The sequence below is a fragment of the Haloarcula sp. DT43 genome, from assembly GCF_037078405.1.
In the GTDB taxonomy this organism is placed as follows: Archaea; Halobacteriota; Halobacteria; order Halobacteriales; family Haloarculaceae; genus Haloarcula; species Haloarcula brevis.
On sequence record NZ_JAYMGZ010000002.1, the window covers coordinates 835,227 to 851,741 of the forward strand.

15 protein-coding genes are annotated in these 16,515 nt (G+C 68.1%); 5 read left to right on the top strand and 10 right to left on the bottom strand.

Annotation, left to right across the window (positions count from 1 at the left end):
* Positions 1-45: 45 nt before the first annotated feature.
* The 4 genes from VI123_RS11760 to VI123_RS11775 are packed head-to-tail and all read right to left on the bottom strand — an operon-like array spanning position 46 to position 5,051.
* On the bottom strand, positions 46-1,023 hold the full coding sequence (locus VI123_RS11760) for an aldo/keto reductase (protein WP_336338232.1): 978 nt from the start codon (positions 1,021-1,023) through the stop codon (positions 46-48).
* A 43-nt stretch (positions 1,024-1,066) separates the two neighbouring features.
* Positions 1,067-2,155 carry an ABC transporter permease gene (locus VI123_RS11765; RefSeq protein WP_336338233.1) on the bottom strand — a complete coding sequence of 363 codons (1,089 nt, stop codon included), beginning with the start codon at positions 2,153-2,155 and terminating at the stop codon, positions 1,067-1,069.
* Positions 2,148-4,148: a PrsW family intramembrane metalloprotease gene (locus VI123_RS11770; protein ID WP_336338234.1), complete on the bottom strand. Its 2,001-nt coding sequence runs from the start codon at positions 4,146-4,148 to the stop codon at positions 2,148-2,150. The genes VI123_RS11765 and VI123_RS11770 overlap by 8 nt, the downstream gene beginning before the upstream one ends.
* A complete protein-coding gene (locus VI123_RS11775) occupies positions 4,149-5,051 on the bottom strand; it encodes an ABC transporter ATP-binding protein (protein ID WP_336338235.1) in 903 nt (300 codons plus the stop codon).
* A gap of 60 nt (positions 5,052-5,111) precedes the next feature.
* On the opposite strand from VI123_RS11775, the gene VI123_RS11780 reads away from it, so the two are divergent.
* The gene (locus VI123_RS11780; protein WP_336338236.1) at positions 5,112-5,537 is read left to right on the top strand and encodes an SRPBCC family protein; all 426 of its coding nucleotides are present in this window, start codon (positions 5,112-5,114) and stop codon (positions 5,535-5,537) included.
* A 1-nt stretch (position 5,538) separates the two neighbouring features.
* Here VI123_RS11780 and VI123_RS11785 read toward each other — a convergent pair whose 3' ends face one another.
* From VI123_RS11785 to sucC, 5 genes are all read right to left on the bottom strand, one after another.
* Positions 5,539-6,600 carry a sensor histidine kinase gene (locus tag VI123_RS11785; protein ID WP_407066999.1) on the bottom strand — a complete coding sequence of 354 codons (1,062 nt, stop codon included), beginning with the start codon at positions 6,598-6,600 and terminating at the stop codon, positions 5,539-5,541.
* A gap of 250 nt (positions 6,601-6,850) precedes the next feature.
* Positions 6,851-7,087 (bottom strand): transcriptional regulator, encoded by a 237-nt coding sequence (locus VI123_RS11790; RefSeq protein ID WP_336338238.1) that lies wholly within the window; start codon positions 7,085-7,087, stop codon positions 6,851-6,853.
* A 222-nt stretch (positions 7,088-7,309) separates the two neighbouring features.
* Positions 7,310-8,293: an ATP-binding protein gene (locus VI123_RS11795; protein WP_336338239.1), complete on the bottom strand. Its 984-nt coding sequence runs from the start codon at positions 8,291-8,293 to the stop codon at positions 7,310-7,312.
* Between the two features lie 43 nt (positions 8,294-8,336).
* A complete protein-coding gene (gene sucD / locus VI123_RS11800; RefSeq protein ID WP_336338240.1) occupies positions 8,337-9,209 on the bottom strand; it encodes a succinate--CoA ligase subunit alpha in 873 nt (290 codons plus the stop codon).
* A complete protein-coding gene (gene sucC, locus VI123_RS11805) occupies positions 9,206-10,354 on the bottom strand; it encodes an ADP-forming succinate--CoA ligase subunit beta (RefSeq protein WP_336338241.1) in 1,149 nt (382 codons plus the stop codon). The genes sucD and sucC overlap by 4 nt, the downstream gene beginning before the upstream one ends.
* A gap of 148 nt (positions 10,355-10,502) precedes the next feature.
* Between sucC and VI123_RS11810 the strand changes: the two genes are divergently transcribed.
* Entirely contained in the window at positions 10,503-11,285 is a 783-nt protein-coding gene (locus VI123_RS11810; protein WP_336338242.1) for an NAD-dependent protein deacylase, read from the top strand.
* On the opposite strand, the gene VI123_RS11815 is transcribed toward VI123_RS11810, so the two are convergent.
* Positions 11,280-11,705 (bottom strand): DUF5793 family protein, encoded by a 426-nt coding sequence (locus tag VI123_RS11815; RefSeq protein ID WP_336338243.1) that lies wholly within the window; start codon positions 11,703-11,705, stop codon positions 11,280-11,282. The two genes, VI123_RS11810 and VI123_RS11815, sit on opposite strands and share 6 nt — an antisense overlap.
* Positions 11,706-11,807: 102 nt before the next feature.
* Between VI123_RS11815 and VI123_RS11820 the strand changes: the two genes are divergently transcribed.
* From VI123_RS11820 to VI123_RS11830, 3 genes are all read left to right on the top strand, one after another.
* Entirely contained in the window at positions 11,808-12,308 is a 501-nt protein-coding gene (locus VI123_RS11820) for a TIGR04206 family protein (RefSeq protein WP_336338244.1), read from the top strand.
* Between the two features lie 126 nt (positions 12,309-12,434).
* Positions 12,435-14,057, top strand: a complete 1,623-nt coding sequence (locus VI123_RS11825) for a type II/IV secretion system ATPase subunit (protein ID WP_336338245.1) — start codon at positions 12,435-12,437, stop codon at positions 14,055-14,057.
* Position 14,058: 1 nt separating this feature from the next.
* Entirely contained in the window at positions 14,059-16,506 is a 2,448-nt protein-coding gene (locus tag VI123_RS11830; protein WP_336338246.1) for a type II secretion system F family protein, read from the top strand.
* Positions 16,507-16,515: the final 9 nt, after the last annotated feature.

The following is a 16,515-nucleotide window of genomic DNA, read 5'->3' on the forward strand; positions in this document are numbered from 1 at the left end:
CGAGAACAGCGCTCACTCCCCGTCAGGGAAGGAGCGGCGGGCGCGTCACTCGTGGCCCGACACCCGGACCGGCTCGTACGGCTCTTCGAGCCACTCCACGTCGCTCGCCGAGAGGTCGAGTTCGAGCGCCGCCACGGCTTCTTCGAGGTGTTCGAGGCTGCTCGTCCCGACAATCGGCGCGTCGACCCACTCCTTGTCCAGCACCCAGGCCAGCGCAATCTGGGCCATCGAGGCGTCGTACTCGTCGGCCAGTTCCTGGACGCGCTCGTTGACCTCGCGGCCGTTGCCCTCGTAGTAGGGGTGTTCGCGGGCGTAGTCGTCCGTCTCGCCCCGGACCGTCTCCTCGACCTGCTCGTGTGGCCGGGTGAGATAGCCCCGGGCCAGCGGGCTCCACGGCATGACGCCGACGTCCTCTTTCTCACACAGCGGCAGCATCTCGCGCTCCTCCTCGCGGTACAGGAGGTTGTAGTGGTTCTGCATCGTCTCGAACCGCTCCAGCCCCTCGCGCTCGCTGGTCCGCAGGGCGTCGGCGAACTGGTGGGTCCACATCGACGACGCGCCGACGTAGCGGGTCTGGCCCCGTCGCACGGCGTCGTCCAGCGCCCGGAGCGTCTCCTCGATTGGCGTGTCGTAGTCCCACCGGTGAATCTGGTAGAGGTCGACGGTGTCCATTCCGAGCCTGTCCAGCGAGTTCGACATTTCCTGCTCGATGGCCTTCCGCGAGAGCCCCCCGGAGTTGGGGTCGTCCTCGTCCATCTGGAAGTAGCCCTTCGTCGCCACGACCTGGCTGTCGCGGTCGTAGTCGTCGAGGACGGTCCCGAGGACGCGCTCGGACTCGCCCATCGAGTACATGTTGGCCGTGTCGAAGAAGTTGATACCGAGGTCGATGGCCCGCTCGATGACCTCGCGGCTCTCCTCCTCGTCGAGCACCCAGTCGCGCCACTCCGAGGTTCCGAAGCTCATACAGCCCAGACAGAGCCGACTGACCTCCACGCCGGTCGACCCGAGCGTCGTGTACTCCATACGCCGACTGGCGGGCGCGTCGGCGAAAAAGGTTCGGCGTCGGTTACAGCGCCTCCGCCGCGACCCGGCCGACGTACGCCCGGGCGGCGGCGTAGCCGACGACCGCCAGCACGACCGCCCCGCCGACGTGGGCGTAGGTCAGCGGCGTCGGGCTGTCGACGGCCAACTTCGCCACGGTGGTCGCCGGGTGTTCCGGGAGGAGCACGGCCCCGCCGAACAGCACGAGCGTGAGCACGGAGAACAGCAACTGCGCCGGGCGACGGCTCTGGAGCGAGATACCGAGCACGACCCCGAGCGTCACGACGACGACGGTGACGGCGGTGAGAAACAGCAGAATCGCCGCCGGGTTCGAGACGGCGATGCCGTTCGTCGACAGCAGGGCGAGCCACAGCAGCGCCTGCGCGGGGGCGAGCAACACCATCCCGAGGGCCTTCCCGTCGACGATGTCGAGCAGCGACACCGGGGCCACGCGGAGCAGGTCCAGCGTGCCGCGCTCTATCTCCTCGGTGACGGTGTCGACGGCCACCGAGCCGCTGATGAACGACGGGAGGAACAACAGCAGGGGGATGAGGATGGTGTAGGTGAACCCGAAGTACTGGCTCGCGCTGACCGTCTCCGGGAGCGGCACCGGCGGCCGGTCGAGATACGGCGTCCGGTCCAGCCGCTCCTGGCGCTCCAGCGCGCTCAGCACCCGGCGGATTTCGACGACGATGAGCGTCGACCGGATGCTCCCCTCGGGGGCCGTGGCGGTGACCTGTATCTGTTCCCCCGGTCCGCGGGTCGACGGGACGTACTCGCCGTGCAGTATCGCGTCCACCCGCCGCTGGTCGAACGCCCGCCGCGCGGCGGCCTCGCTCTCGAAGACGGTGACGCTGGCCCCGTCCTGCTGGGCGGCCGCGGCCACCAGTTCGTCGCGGGCCTCGCCCGTGACGGCCATCTCCACCTCGCCGGCCGAGACCGACCCGGGGTCGTACAGCGACGTGAGGCCGACGACGAGGAACGAGGAAAAGCCCGCGACGAACAGCTGGATGAGCAGCGCCAGCACGATTGTCTTCTCGCGGGACAGCGATCGGACGTCCCGCCGGGCGATGACGATTCGCGGGTCGCGCCAGACCGGGCGGTCCTCAGACAAGGGTACTCACCACCGCGAAGTTGTAGGCGAAGTGAACGACGATAGCCGCCCCCAGGGCACCGAAGTAGGCCCGGCGGCCGCGGCTCGCGCCCACCGACGAGATGGCCGCCGTCACCGTGTGCAGCGCCAGCGGGAGCAGGAACAACAGCCCCGCGACCCACAGCGGCAGACCGGCCGGCAGGGTCGCGCCCTGCAGGGCGGCTTCGCCGATAGGAAGGCTCTCCAGGTCGGAGAGCCTGGCGATGAGCAGCCCCTTCTCCCCGATGAAGAAGCCGAGCCCGGAGAGCGCGCCGACCCCGAGCGCCGACCGGAGCGTCCGCTCGTAGCGGGCGTGTTCGTAGCCGGCGTAGACGTGCAGGCTCTTCGCCACCTCCTCGATGACGACGATGACCGCGAGCACGAGCACGATGCCGAGCGACTGGTTCGTCCCGAAGACGTTCAGCGACACGGAGTCGAGGACGAACAGGAACGCGACGGCCGCCAGTTCGGCGACGACGACCAGCGGCAACAGGACGACGCTCATCTTCAGCGCGCTCCGGCGACCGGTGATGCCGCCGGCCAGCGCGTCGAGCACCTTCAGCGGAATCGGCCGCTGGGTGAACATGTCCTCCTCACGGTAGAGCCCGGCCCCCAGACCGAACAGCACCAGCCCGGTCAGAAGCGGCGGGGCCGTCGAGAAGACGAACGACGGGAGCCCGACCGACTGGCCGGTCAGGTCCATCACGACCAGCGTCAGCGGCGAGATGAGCGCAATCGGCGTCACGTCGGTGAAGATGGCCGGCACGAACGCGTAGGAGGTCAGCGTCACTGTTATCGTCACCGTCACGAACGTGAGTTCCTTGAACGAGCGGGCGAACATCGCCCCGCAGAACGTCGCCGAGAGGAACAGGACGACCAGCGGCACGACCGCCAGCACCGCCACGTGGCTCCCCGCGGGCGCGACGTTCCCGAACCGCAGCGCTGCGGTGATGAGTGCCGCCACGCCGACGGCACCCAGGAAGTACGGGAGCGTCTTCCCGCCGATGATGTCGCCCCGCGAGGTGGGCGTCACCAGCAGGAGTTCGCCGCGGCGGTTCAGCCGCTCCGAAAGCATCGACGAGCCGTAGGCCTGGATGACGAAGTTCATCGGCACGATGTAGAGGAAGGCGAGCACGAGCGACTCGAAGGGGAACGGCGGCGAGATGTCCGAGGGGGTACCGCCCTGCACGTCACCGGTCAGTCGCGCGCCGACGGCACCGAGGTTCGCGCCGCTGCCGCTCGCGGACCCGTCGCCGCTCGTGACCGACCCGCCGTCGCTGTCGCCGACGCTGTCACCGCTGCCGCCGACAGCGCCCTCGCTGCCGTCGGCCGTCGCCGGGCTATCGTCGCTGCTCACGGCACTGTCTTCGCTCCCGCCGCTCGTCCCGTCGCCACCGCTGGCGTCCGAGCCACCGCCGCTCGACGTACTCGACTCGCCACTGCCGGAGCCGCTGGTGCCGCCGTCCGAGGCGTCGGACCCGTCACTGCCCTCCCCGCTGCGGGGGTCGAGCCGGCTGCTCCCCGACTGCTGTTCGTAGACCAGCGTCACGGCGACCGGAAACGCGGCGGTCTGGTTGTCGTCGCGGGCGAGGGTTCGGTCGTTGTACTGCGCCGTGCTGTCGCGGAGTTCGGTGAGTGCGGCCCGCTCTTTGGCCGTCCGCGGCTCGTTTTGCAGCCGGATGCCACGATACAGGAGCTCCTGCTGGCGGCGCTCGATTGCAGCGGGGTCGGGCTCACGAATGTCGAAGGTCCGGTCGTCGGCCGCGACGCCGTAGTACGGACTGGACTCGTCGACGCCGATGCGGTAGATGCCGTCGTCCATGCCCGCGCCGGTGCCGCCGCTGACGGCGACCGCGGCGACCGCCCCCATCGCGACTATCGCGAGCGCCATCACGACGACGGTCCGCTTGTCGACGCCCCCGGCGTTCTTCGTCACTTCCCACTTGGCGACCCGCAGGAGCTTGTCGAGTTGCATCTACTCCGCGTCCTCCCCGACGTACCGCGTGCCGCGGGTCCCGGCCTCGGCGACGTTGAGGAACACCTCCTCCAGGCTGGACTCCTCGGTCCGTATGTCGACCACGTCCCCGCCGTTTGCCTCGGCCCGCTCGCGGGTCTCCTCGACGGCGTCCATGCTGTCGACGACTCGCTTGTACGACCCGTTCTCCGTCGTCGCGTCCGGGACGTCGACGGTCGTGTAGACGTGGTACCGCGTGTGGCCGTACTCGTCTTGAAGCGCCGCTAAATCGCCGCGTGCGACGATTTCCCCCTCGTTCATGATAGCGACTCGGTCACAGATAGACTCGACGTGAAAGAGGTTGTGCGCCGAGAAGACGATGGTCTTGCCCTCCTTCGCCAGCTGTTCGGTGAACTCGATGACGTAGTTCGTCGTCAGCGGGTCCAGTCCCGATGCCGGCTCGTCGTAGATGAGCACGTCGGGGTCGTTGATGAGCGACCGCGCGATGGCGACCTTCCGTTTCATCCCCTTGGACATGTCCCCGAGCTTTCGGTCGCGGTGTTCCAGTTCCAGTTCGTCAAGCGTGTCGTGCATCCGTTCCTCGGCCACGTCGGGGGGCACGTCGTAGAGGTCGGCGAAGAACTGCAGGTACGAGACGGGCGTCATCTCCTCGTACAGCGGCGATTCCTCGGGGAGAAAGCCCAACTGCTGGCGCATCTCGGCAGTCTCCGTATCGAATCCCGCTATCTCGGCGGTGCCGCTCGTCGGCTCCAGCAGGCCCGCGAGCATCTTCAGCGTCGTCGTCTTGCCGGCCCCGTTCGGCCCGATGATACCGAACACCTCGCCGCGGTCGACCGAAAACGAACTGCCCTGTACAGCGACGAAACCGCTGTACTCCTTGCGAATGTCCCGGGCCTCGATCATCTTGCGAGTCGTTGTGAGTGAACCAACCTATACCTTGGCTCCGGCCTATTGCTTCTGATAATGGCACTCGAACTCGGCGCGAGCAGCGTCTCGCTGGAACGGACGCCGGGCGGGCGACGCCTCGTCGTCCGGCGCGACGTCGCCGCGTCGGCCGATATCGTCTGGGACATTCTGACAGACACCGACTGCTGGCCCGACTGGGGGCCGTCGGTCACGGCCGTGGAGACGGACGGCCGGTACATCACCGAGGGGACGACCGGCCGTGTCCGCGTCGCTGGCGCAGTGTGGCTCCCGTTCGAGGTGACTGCCTGTGCGCCGTACCGCTGGACCTGGGACGTGGCTCGGCTCCCCGCGACAGGTCACTTCGTCACGGAGCGCACCGACGGGTCCGTCGTCGGCTTCGAGATTCCGCCGCTGGCGGCCGGCTACGCGCCGGTGTGTGCCCGCGCCTGCCGGCGCATCGCCGCTCTCGCACGCGACGCGTAGGTCAGGTCCGGACCGGCGTCTGTGACCGCGTGGAGCCGTCCTCGTCCGGACTGGCCACCGTCGTTGTGCCCGTGATTTCGAAGCGCGTCCCGCCGTCGGCGCTTTCGGTCACGTCGATGTCCCAGCCGTGGGCTTCGACGATTCGCTGGACGATTGCCAGTCCCAGCCCGCCCTCGCCGTCCGCCGTCGAGTAGCCGTCGTTGAGGACGGCGTCGCGCTTGGCGGCCGGGATGCCGGAGCCGTCGTCGGCGACGTAGAAGCCGTCGGCCAGGTCACCGACGCGGACCGTCAGGCCGGCACCGCGAGCGCTCCCGCCCAGGGACCGCTCGTTTCCGGCCCCCTGTTCCACGCTGTCGTCGGACCCCGTCCGACTGCTCGTGGAGCCGTGCTCCACGCTGTTCCGGAACAAGTTTTCGAACAGGTGTCGGAGTCGGTCCGGATCGGCGTCGACGACGGCCGAGACGTCGTTTTCCAGCCTCGCAGCGCCCGTCGGCACGGCCGTCCAGCAGTCCTCGACCAGGTCGCCGAGGTCGACGGCCTCCGTCTCGCTGATGACGTGCCCGCTCCGGGCCAGCGTCAGCGTCCGGTCGACGAGCGTCCCCATCCGATCCAGCGCCGCCGCAGCCGTCTCTAAGTGCTCCGAATCGCGGTCCTCGCGTGCGAGTTCGAGACGCCCCGAGGCGACGCTGAGGGGGTTCCGGAGGTCGTGTGCGACCACGGCCGCGAACTCGTCGAGGCGCTCGTTGCGCTGCTCGACGGCCTCCCGGCGGAGCCGGTGGCGCTCGACCTCAACGGCCCGCGAAATCGCGCGCGCCTCGAAGATGCCCATCACGAGCCCGGCGAAGCCGCCGACGGTGGCCGCGAACAGCCCCCAGCCGATGTCCTCGCCCAGCGACCCCGTCGGCCACGTCAGAATCATCACCACGTTCAACAGCAGGAAACACGCGAGGCTGCCGCCGAACCAGACCCCGATGCGCCGGTACCGTGCCGGTTCTATCTCCGAGTTCTCGAGCCAGAATCCGCCGACGATTATCCCCGCTGCGAACGGAACGACCACCACCATGCTGACGACGAAATCGACGGTCAGAACGGCCGAGAGTCCCCCACCGGAGAAGTAGAAGTAGTTGGCGACAATCGCGAAGAGGAACAGCCAGCCGACTCCCTGAACGACGGCTGGCAAGCGATGCGTCCGACTGTCAGGGAGTGTCACTTCTCCATCGGTTCGCTAGACGCACATTTACATCTGCCGGCCAGCTGAACGGGCGCGAAACGGCGAGTCCGCCGCTGTAATCCGCGTGCTGTCGTACCGTCGACTACTGTTTGGTTACGCGTGCGTCGGATACTTTGTGTATGTCGTCGTCGATGCCGGCCCCGTCGCAGTCGTCGTTCGGACATCGATAGTGCCAGCCGTCCTCCGTGGCCGCTCGCTCGGTGAACCGGTCGCCGCATTCGTCGCAGTAGAGCTGCCCGGCCGAACACGTGTCGCGGTGGAGTTCGAGTTCGAGTTCTGTGCTAAAGGTCCGCTTGCAGTTCCGACAGATATGAGGCATATTCGAGAATACAGATTCATCCCTTATAGCGATACCGGAACGTTCACGGCCGCTTCTTTCCGTTGTCGGCAGGTACGGGCCGCCGCCGTCCGTCGGTTTTCGTCCGTCCACACCCATCATATATCGGATAGGTAGGCTGACAGAACTGTCCACCGATGTACACATCCTGCCTGCGAGCGGGTCGGTGCCCGACTCTAGCAGTCGCCGGGCCGCGCCCAGCCGCTAGACCGTCGTCACGTCGATTCGCGCGCCGCCGGCGTCGCTGTCACCGACCGATACCGTCCAGCCGTGGGCGCGGGCCGCGGTGTCGACGAGGAACAGCCCGTACCCCTCGCCGTCCCGCGTCGTCCCGAACCCCTGGTCGAACACGTCCTCGCGGTCCGCCTCGGGAATCCCCGGGCCGTCGTCGGCCACGTAGAACCCCGACGGGGTGTCGCCGACGGTGACGGTCACCGGCCCCTCGCTGTGGGCGACGGCGTTGTCGAACAGTTCGCGCAACAGCAACTGGAGCCGGTCGCTCTCGGCGTCGACGGCCGTCTCCGTCGCCACGTCGAGCGTCGCGTCGTCGTAGCCCGCCCCGGCCCAGACCTCGGACGCGACGTCAGCCAGCGAGAGCGAGTCGGTCTCAGTCACCGGACGCCCGATGCTCCCGATGCGGGAGAGGTCGGTCAGCAGCGACTCCACCCGGCCGACCGACCGGAGCAGGGCGTCCTCGTGGGGTTCGCCGACGTCCAGTAGCTCCAGTCGCCCCATGACGACGTTCAGCGGGTTCTTCGCGTCGTGGGAGACGCCGCTGGAAATCCTGTCCCACTGGGTCGCACCGACCCGCCAGTCGGTCGGCCACCGGGTCGCGTACGCCTCGAGTTTCGCGGCCAGCAGGGACGGCGGCGTCCCGGCTGGCAGGTAGTCGGTGACGCCGGCCCGCAGTGCCTCGGTGACCCGCTCCGGGTCGGGGTCGGCCGCGACGGCGACGATTGGACTCTCGACCCCCGCCGCTCGCAGCGTCTCGAACACCGCCACCGCGTCGTCGCCGTCGTCGCTGACGACGACGCCCCTGACGTCCCCGTCGTCCAGTCGGTCCCGGACGGCGCTCGTGTCTCGGACTGCTTCGGCTGTTCCCGACGGGAAGGCCTCGGAGAGTGCCCCTGCCAGGTCAGCCGCGTCGGTGCCGGCCACGAGATACACTGTCCCACGAGCAGGCGTCATCCTCTGACACTACGAAAACGGGCGATAAGAAACCGACGATGGCCTACAGCAGGTCTTCGACGTGGTCAGCGACTTCCTCGGGCGTGTCGCCGACCGGGACGCCGTTGTCCTCTAGAGCGGTAATCTTCGACTGCGCGGTCCCGGTCCCGGAGCCGGAGACGATTGCGCCCGCGTGACCCATCCGCTTTCCGGGCGGCGCGGTACGGCCGGCGATGAAGCCGGCGACTGGCGTGTCCATGTGCTCGCCGATGTAGCGAGCGGCCTCCTCCTCGTCCTCGCCGCCGATTTCGCCGCACATGACGACGGCGTGGGTGTCGGGGTCGGCCTCGAACTGTTCGAGCGCGCCGATGAAGTCCGTCCCGATGATGGGGTCGCCGCCGATGCCGATGGCCGTCGACTGGCCGATGCCGCGGTTCGTGAGGTTGTCGACGACCTGGTAGGTCAGCGTTCCCGAGCGGGAGACGAGACCGACGTTCCCGGACGAGAAGATGTTCCCCGGGAGGATGCCGAGCTTGGCGACGCCGGGCGTGATGACGCCGGGGCAGTTCGGCCCGACCAGGTGCGTGTCGGTCTCCTGCAGTTTGCGGTAGACCCGCGCCATGTCCTGGGTCGGGATGCCCTCGGTGATGGCGACGACGAGGTCGATGCCCCGCGCGTCCAGGGCCTCGAAACAGGCGTCGCCGGCGAAGGCCGGCGGCACGAACACGACGGCGGCGTTGGCGTCCTCCTCGCGGGCGGCCTGCTGGACCGTGTCGTAGACCGGCACGCCGGCGACCTCCTGCCCGCCGCGGCCCGGCACTGCGCCGGCGACGACGTTGGTGCCGTACTCCAGCATCTGTTCGGTGTGGAACTTCCCTTCACCGCCGGTGATCCCCTGTACAACGACGCGCGTGTTTTCGTCGACTAGAACACTCATGCTTCCACCTCCTTCGCGTACTCGACTGCACGCTGGACGGCGTCCTCCAGCGTGTGTTCGACCGTGACGAGGTCCTCGTTCAGAATCTCCATCCCTTCCTCGGCGTTGGTGCCGGCGAGGCGGACGGTGACCGGTTTCGGAATCTCGTCGAACTGCTCTAAGGCCTGGTTGATGCCGTTGGCGACCTCGTCGCCGCGGGTGATCCCCCCGAAGATGTTGAACACGACCGAGTCGACGTTGTCGTCGGAGAACACCATGTCGAGGGCGTTCGCGATGCGGTCGGCCTTCGCGCCGCCGCCCACGTCGAGGAAGTTGGCCGGCTCGCCGCCGTAGTAGTCGACGAGGTCGAGCGTCGTCATCACGAGCCCCGCGCCGTTGCCGATGATGCCGACGTTGCCCGAGAGCCGGACGTAGTCGAAGCCGTACTCGTCGGCCTTCTGTTCGAGTTCGTCGCCCTCCGCCGCTTCCTCGCCCATCTCCGCGATTTCCGGCTGGCGGAACAGGGCGTCGCCGTCGATGTTCATGACGGCGTCGGCCGCGATGACCTCGTCGTCGGCCGTAATCATCAGGGGGTTGATCTCCGTGTCAGCGCCGTCGCGGTCGTCCCACAGCTGGTACAGCGTCGTGAGGACGCTCGCCACGTCGTTTGCGACCTCGCGGTCGACGCCGGCCTCGTAGACGACCTTCCGGGCCTGGAAGGGGTGCATCCCGAAGGCGGGGTCGATGTGCTCGCGGGCGATGGCGTCGGGGTCTTCCTCGGCGACCTCCTCGATGTTGACGCCGCCCTTCGTCGAGACCATGGCGACGGGGCGACCCTCGCCGCGGTCCATCGTCACGCCGACGTACAGTTCGTTGACGAAGTCGACGGCCTCCTCGACGAGCACCTTCGAGACGTGGTAGCCCTTGAGGTCCATCCCGAGGATGGCCTCGGCGGCCTCCTCGGCCTCCGCCTTGTCCTCGACGAGTTTGATACCGCCGGCTTTGCCGCGGCCGCCCACGTGGACCTGTGCCTTGATGGCGACTGGATATCCGATTTCCTCGGCCGCGTCGACGGCCTGGTCTACTGTCTCGGCCAGCTGCGAAGCGGGCGTCGGGATGCCCGCGTCAGCGAAGACCTGCTTCGCCTGGTATTCGTGCAAGCGCATGTCATGCAGACAGGCGAGCGGTGGCGATTTAAATCCGTCTTTCTCGTCCTGCGAGCGGGCCGCCCTCCACCACGGTGTCCCGTGGCCGGCGGTCGGCGTCAGCAGTGGAATCCGACAGACCCAGGCCGCTGCACCGCGAAGCGCGCACATGGTCGACGACAGGCACGGGACCGACGGTGTCGCCGACGAGACGCTCGACGCTGTGGCCGAGGCGCTGGGAGCCGCCGACACCGGCGTCGCGCTCACCGGCGCGGGCGTCTCGACGGCGTCGGGTATCCCCTCCTTTCGCGGCGAGGACGGAGTCTGGGAGCGCCACGACCCGTCCGACTTCCACCGCCGCCGGTTCGACGCCGACCCCGCGGGCTTCTGGGCGGACCGCATCTCGCTCCGGGAGGCCATCTACGGCGACGTAGACCCCGACCCAAACGCCGCACACGAGGCGCTGGCGGCGCTCGAATCGTCGGGTCATCTCGACGCCGTGCTCACACAGAACGTCGACGGACTACACGACGACGCCGGAACGGACCGGGTCGTCGAACTCCACGGGACCCATCGGCGCGTGGTCTGTGACGACTGCGGCCACCGCCGGGACGCCGACGCCGTGTTCGAACAGGCCGCCAAGAGCGGGGACCTGCCGCCGCGCTGTGACTGCGGCGGCGTCTACCGACCCGACGTGGTCCTGTTCGGCGAACCTATGCCCGACGTGGCGATGAACGAGGCCCAGCGCCTCGCCCGCGACAGCGACGTGTTCCTGGCGGCGGGGTCGTCGCTGTCGGTCCAGCCGGCGTCGCTCCTGCCGAAAATCGCGGCGGAGGCGGGCGCAACGCTGGTCGTGATAAACTACGAGGAGACGCCGCGTGACGCGAGTGCGGCCCACGTGCTCCGTGCGGATGTCACGCGGGTGTTGCCGGCGATTGCCGAGCGGTTATAGCTCGACGCCGCCGGGAATCAGACTCTGTCCGCGCAGGAGGCTCCCGTCGTGGTCGTAGACGAGCAGCGTTCGAAGCTCGTAGGTCCGGGACTCCCCCTCGCCGTCGGTGAGACGGACCCTAAACTGTGGGTCTTCTTGGGCGTCCGCCGCGGAGACGAGCGCGTCGACGTCCGCCGTCGGTGCCGTCGCCTCGAAGACGTACTCCCCGGTGAGGCGGTTCGTCAGCGAGAGCACGCCGTCCGCCTCCGGCTGGCGGCGGAAGGTCACGTCGATGTCCTCGCCGTCGAGCGTGCCGCCGTCTACTTTGCTGAGGCGCTCCCGGACCTCTCCTGTCGGCCCATCGTACACGATTGCTATCGTCGGGTCGTCGTTGTCGGCGGCCGAAGCCTGGATATCGACGGTGAAGTAATCACGCCTCATTCCGGTACACTACGGTACGTCGCCCGAGCAAATGAACGTAACGGCGTCCGGACTGTCGGTATCGGTAGCTTTTACCGGACCGGCCCACCCTCTGACAGTAGTATGGCCTGGGTGAAAGCAGAGTACGCGGGCGAGTTCGCGGTGCTCGCGACGTGGCTGGTCGGAGTGGCCCCGTGGTCGGTTTCGCTGTTCGAGGCCGACGGACTGACTGTCGTCGCGCTCCGGTTTCTCCCCTTCCGGTTCCAGTTCATCTTCGGCGCGACCCTGGCCGGCGAACGGCCCTTCCTCTGGGCCTGGCAGGTCGCCGCCTTCCAGGACTCCGCGACGGTCGCCCTCGCCGGGACGCTCGGGGTCGCGGCCCTGGGCACGTTCCTGCTCCCGTTCGGCCTCAGCCTCTACTACTACGCCGCCGAGGAGCGCCTCGAAGCGGCCCTCCCCGTCGACCCGGTCCGACTGCTCGGCGGGCTGGTCGGGCTGGTCGGCCTCCTCACGCTCGCGGCCAGCGCGCTGTTTATCACCTCGTTTCCCGGCGTCACCGTCCCCGTCGGCGCGCTCGTCGCCCTGGCGTTCGCCTACCTCTTGCTCACCGTCGACCGGACGTGACGGCCAGCCGGCCCCGGCGGCCGCTGGCGATTATACTCCTGATAATTTGGCGAGCGAATTTAAGTAGGTGGATACGATAGCAGAGGTATATTCCGCGGAGCGCCGTCCGCTCCCACCCGACCACCGATGTCGAACCCAGAACCCCCCGAACCCGGTGACTTCGTTTCGGACCCGCTCGGCCACATCCAGGCGTGGCTCTCGCGGACCGCGACCGTGCTCAGCGGGTCGGCGGTCCCGACGGCGAACTACGACCCCAACCGCCACGGCGCGCTGGTCGAGTTCGACGGGCTGGACGGCTACGAGGAGGTCGACCGCTACTGGCTCAACGCCCCATTCGCCTTCGCCTCTATCAACCACGACCCCGACCGCGACGAGCACCTGTATCAGGTCGTCGAGCCGTCGCTGTCCGACATCGAGCGGGAGCTGCTGGACCGCCTGTTCGAGGACATCCGCATCCCGCTCATCTACCGCGATGACGTCGACGCCGACCCCGAGCGCGTCCTCGCCGAGGAGCTCGAAGCGCGGCTGGAGGAGTACGGCGTCGTCATCGAGCCCGAGACGTTCTACCGCCTGTTTTACTACCTGTACCGGTCGTTCCAGGGCTACGGCCACATCGACCCCCTGATGCACGACCCGGACATCGAGGACATCTCCTGTGACGGGGCGAACCTCCCTATCTTCGTCTACCACGACGAGTACACCGACATCGAGACGAGCATCGTCTACGACGACGACGAACTGGACGACTTCGTCATCCAGCTGGCCCAGCGCTCGGGCCGGCACGTCTCCGTCTCCGACCCCGTCGTCTCGACGACGCTCCCGGACGGGTCCCGCATCGAACTCGCGCTGGGCGAGGAAGTGACCCCGCGTGGCTCCGCGTTCACCATCCGGAAGTACGCCGACGAGCCGTTCACGCCCATCGAACTGCTGGAGTACGGCACCTTCTCCGTCGAGATGCTCGCCTACCTCTGGCTGGCCATCGAGTCGAACAAGTCGCTCATCTTCGCCGGCGGGACGGCGGCCGGCAAGACCACGTCGATGAACGCGCTGGCGATGTTCCTTCCGCCCCGGTCGAAGGTGCTCTCCATCGAGGACACCCGCGAGCTGTCGCTGTACCACGACAACTGGCTCTCGTCTGTCACCCGCGAGCGGCTGGACGACTCGGACATCACGATGTACGACTTGCTGCGGTCCGCGCTGCGGCACCGCCCCGAGTACATCATCGTCGGCGAGGTGCGCGGCGAGGAGGCGATTACGCTGTTCCAGGCGATGAATACCGGCCACACGACGTTCTCGACGATGCACGCCGACTCCGTCCAGACTGTCATCAACCGGCTGGAGAACGAACCCATCAACGTCCCGCGGCCGATGGTCCAGAGCCTCGACATCCTCTGTGTGCAGGTGCTGGCCCGCTCGGGCGACGAGCGCGTCCGTCGGGCGAAGACCCTCGCGGAAATCGAGGGCATCGACCAGCGGACCGGCGAACTGGACTACTCGACGACGTACAACTGGCGGGCCACCGAGGACCGCTTCAGCGAGAACAACAGCGAGCTCCTGGACGAGATTCGAGCCGAGCGGGGCTGGACGCAGTCGGAACTGCTGACCGAACTCCGCAACCGCCAGCGGTTCCTCCGCTACCTCCAGTCAGAGGGCATCACCGACTACCGGAAGTTCACGGCGATGGTCAACAAGTACTACGCGGACAAAGCGCAGGTCCTCGAGAACATCGACGACGGCGCGATAGCCTGACATGGCGCTGAACCCGCTCGGTCTGGCACCGCTCGCCGTCGTCGTCGGCATCGTGGGGCTGGTCGGCTACAGCGCGGTCGACGAGCGGTTCGACCGCAACGTCACGCGGCTGTCCCGCCGGGTGTTCGGCCGGTACGTGGGCCAGTCGGCGGCGCGCGAACGCCAGCTCGAAGCCGCCTACGTCGACGAGACCTACCGCGGGTACGCCGCCAGAACGCTCGTCTACGCCTGCCTCGGAGCGGTCGCCGGCGCTATCACCGGCGCGTACGCCGTCGGCGGCCTGCTGCTGGTGCTGCCGGCGCTGGTGGAACTCGCCCAGGGGCTCCCTTCCACGATGGTGACTGCCTTCGGCCTGCGCACGTTCGAACTCGTGTTGACGCCGACCGAGACGCTCTACGTCCTCATCGGCGGCGGCGTGTTCGCGGGCGCGGCGACGGCCGGGCTCACGTACCTCTACCGCTGGGAGCGACTCAAGAACCGGGCGGACGTTCGGAGCCGGAACATCGACGAGGGGATGGCCCGCACCATCGCCTTCATGTACGCGCTCTCCCGCGGCGGCATGTCGTTCCCGGACGTGCTGCGCGTCCTGGCCCGGAACCAGGAAATCTACGGCGACACGGCCAGAGAGGTCGGCGTCGCCGTCAGGGAGATGGACCTGTTCGGCCGGGACATGATAACGGCGCTCGAACACGTCTCCCGGCGGACGCCCAGCGAGCAGTTCAAGACGTTCACCGAGAACCTCTCCAGCGTCCTCCAGAGCGGCCAGTCGCTGGCCCCGTTCCTCCGGGAGCAGTACGAGCGCCACCAGGAGCAGGCCGCCGAGCGCCAGGAAGACCTGCTGGAGCGGCTGGCGACGGTCGCCGAGGCGTACGTCACCGTGTTCGTCGCCGCCGTGCTCTTCCTGATGACGATTCTGCTCGTGTTCGGCCTGACGACGACGGACACGCTCTGGCTGTTGCAGGTGATGGCGTATCTCGTCATCCCGCTGGCCAACGTCGGGTTCATGGTGTATCTGGACATCAAGCTCCAGTCGCTGGGCATCGGGAGCGCCGGCACGACGGACATCCTGGAGCGCTACGAGACGGCGACGCTGGGCAAGCCCAGCCTGGGGACCGGTCGCCTGGGCCTGACCGACGGCGGCGTCGCCCCGGCCGACGAGGCGAACTGGCTCCGGCTCCGGTTCCACGACCGCGTCAAGTCGGTGCGGGACCTACTCAGCGCCCCCGTGCAGTCGCTGGTCTGGAACCCGATGTACGTCCTCTCCCTCGCCGTCCCCGTCGCGGTGGTGCTGTTGCTCGTCCGCGCCCCCGCGGCGTTCCAGACGCCGTCGGCCAACGTCCGCATCCTCGACGACCTCGTCATCCAGTCCGTCCTGCTGGTGCTGGGGCCGTTCGCGCTGGTGCGGTTCGTCTACACCCGGCGGCTCTCCCGCATCGAGGACGCGACGCCGGACCTGCTCGAACGGCTGGCGAGCTTGAACGAGGCCGGGATGACCGTCGTCGAGAGCCTCCGGCGGGTCCGCGGCAGCGACATCGGCGTGCTCACCGAAGAGATGCACCGCATCTGGGCAGACATCAGGATGGGGGCGAACGTCGACGACGCGTTCGTCCGGTTCGGCCGCCGGGTCCAGACGACGGCGATAACGCGCATCGTGACCCTGCTGACCCACGCGATGCACGCCTCGGGACAGCTCGGACCGGTGTTCCGCATCGCGGCCACGCAGTCCCGGGCCGACCTCCGGTTGAAGCAGCGGCGACGCCAGCAGATGCTCACCTACCTCGTGGTCATCTACGTCGCCTTCCTGGTGTTCCTGGTCATCATCGTCGCCGTCCAGGAGGTGCTGGTCCCGAGCCTCCCCTCCAGCGTGCCGACGCCGGCCGGCGAGTCGAACCGCCTCGGCGTCAGCGTCGACCAGTTCGCCCGCTTCGGCCGCGTCGACAAGGCCGCGTACACGCTCGTGTTCTTCCACACCGCGCTGATTCAGGCGGTTCTCACGGGCTTCATTGGCGGCCAACTCGGCGAGGGGACGCTCAAGGACGGCGCGAAACACGCCGCGATTCTGCTGGGCGTCGCCTACGTCGCCTTCATCCTCCTCACCTCGCCGGTCGCGTCGATGACGGTCACCGGTCCCGCCGTCGCGGACGACCAGATAACGGTCGAGTCAGCGTCGCTGTCGGAGGGCGGATTCATCGTCGTCCGCCAGTTCGAGGCCGACGGGCGAGTGCTCGGGACCTCCGAGTACCTCCCCTCGGGCACGCACAGCGACGTGCGGATTACGCTGGACAGGCCCCCCTCGACCGGGCAGTCGCTCGTGCTCGTCGCCCACCAGGACACCAACGGGAACCAGGAACTCGACTACCCCTTCGACAGCACCGCTGGCTCGCCGGACCGGCCGTACGCGGCGTCGACGGCCGGCGAGAACGTCACCGTCGAGTACACGGTCGGCTGACGCTGGATT

Excerpts from the sequence above, each read along its gene's own strand:
- VI123_RS11760 (WP_336338232.1), bottom strand. The coding sequence starts at position 1,023 with ATGGAGTACACGACGCTCGGGTCGACCGGCGTGGAGGTCAGTCGGCTC.
- VI123_RS11790 (WP_336338238.1), bottom strand. The coding sequence starts at position 7,087 with ATGCCTCATATCTGTCGGAACTGCAAGCGGACCTTTAGCACAGAACTC.
- VI123_RS11820 (WP_336338244.1), top strand. The coding sequence starts at position 11,808 with ATGGCCTGGGTGAAAGCAGAGTACGCGGGCGAGTTCGCGGTGCTCGCG.
- sucC (WP_336338241.1), bottom strand. The coding sequence starts at position 10,354 with ATGCGCTTGCACGAATACCAGGCGAAGCAGGTCTTCGCTGACGCGGGC.
- VI123_RS11795 (WP_336338239.1), bottom strand. The coding sequence starts at position 8,293 with ATGACGCCTGCTCGTGGGACAGTGTATCTCGTGGCCGGCACCGACGCG.
- VI123_RS11785 (WP_407066999.1), bottom strand. The coding sequence starts at position 6,600 with ATGGTGGTGGTCGTTCCGTTCGCAGCGGGGATAATCGTCGGCGGATTC.
- VI123_RS11825 (WP_336338245.1), top strand. The coding sequence starts at position 12,435 with ATGTCGAACCCAGAACCCCCCGAACCCGGTGACTTCGTTTCGGACCCG.
- sucD (WP_336338240.1), bottom strand. The coding sequence starts at position 9,209 with ATGAGTGTTCTAGTCGACGAAAACACGCGCGTCGTTGTACAGGGGATC.
- VI123_RS11810 (WP_336338242.1), top strand. The coding sequence starts at position 10,503 with ATGGTCGACGACAGGCACGGGACCGACGGTGTCGCCGACGAGACGCTC.
- VI123_RS11780 (WP_336338236.1), top strand. The coding sequence starts at position 5,112 with ATGGCACTCGAACTCGGCGCGAGCAGCGTCTCGCTGGAACGGACGCCG.
- VI123_RS11815 (WP_336338243.1), bottom strand. The coding sequence starts at position 11,705 with ATGAGGCGTGATTACTTCACCGTCGATATCCAGGCTTCGGCCGCCGAC.
- VI123_RS11770 (WP_336338234.1), bottom strand. The coding sequence starts at position 4,148 with ATGCAACTCGACAAGCTCCTGCGGGTCGCCAAGTGGGAAGTGACGAAG.
- VI123_RS11775 (WP_336338235.1), bottom strand. The coding sequence starts at position 5,051 with ATGATCGAGGCCCGGGACATTCGCAAGGAGTACAGCGGTTTCGTCGCT.
- VI123_RS11830 (WP_336338246.1), top strand. The coding sequence starts at position 14,059 with ATGGCGCTGAACCCGCTCGGTCTGGCACCGCTCGCCGTCGTCGTCGGC.